A 749-nucleotide genomic window follows, 5' to 3' on the forward strand; every position below is an offset into this window, starting at 1 on the left:
CTGGGCAGCGATTTCGGCGCCTCGGAAGGTCGCATCGCGCTGACCGTAGGCGACCTGCGTCAGTGGGCCGGTGGCGCCGCAGGTGGCAAAGGTGTCGGTGCAGAAATTTCCGGTGACCTGCTTGAAGATGAAGTCCTTGTAGAAGGTGTAGTAGACGCTGGTCTCGAACCGCAATTGACCCTTGGCGCGCTTGAGGCCGATCTCGGCGGTCTGCGCGGTCTCGATCTTCAGATTGGGATTTCCGATCACGAACGTGCCCGATGCGCCATCAGATCCGCGCGAGAACAACTCGGGCGCCGCAGGCGCACGCTGAACGTATTGGGCATTCAGCGTCGCCACCATGTCCCATGGCAGGTTCTTCAGCAGGCCGACGCTGGTGCTTTTCGGCGTGAAGGTGCGCCGCGCAGGCTCCTCCGAAAACGTATTGGGCGGCGGCAGAAAGTCCGCCGGGAAGGTCGGCGCCAGCCCCTTGACGATATGGTTCTCGATGCGGCCCGCGCCCTGCATGCGCAGCGTGTCGGTGAGTTGAATCTGTTCGAACGCGAACACCGCGGCGGTGTTGGTGTTCGTCTGCGCCAGCAGGCCGCCGAGACTGCCGTCGGTGCCGAGTTCGCGATGGCCGAACTGCGCGCCCCATGTTCCGGTCAGTGCGCCGATGCCGGTCGCGACCGCCGCATGGTCGAACTCGAAGCGGCCTTCCAGTTCGCGGTTCCTGATGATGTTTTTCAAGGTGTCGACGCCGTTGGCGT

The 749-nt window shown here is 63.7% G+C and carries 1 protein-coding gene; it reads right to left on the minus strand.

Annotated features, from left to right (window positions below; genetic code table 11):
• Positions 1 to 749 (minus strand): TonB-dependent receptor (locus tag F2B26_RS16550; protein WP_159811181.1); only part of this gene is annotated, 749 nt, incomplete at both ends.

The sequence above is a fragment of the Cellulomonas citrea genome, assembly GCF_009829685.1.
Taxonomy (GTDB): Bacteria; Actinomycetota; Actinomycetes; order Actinomycetales; family Cellulomonadaceae; genus Cellulomonas; species Cellulomonas citrea.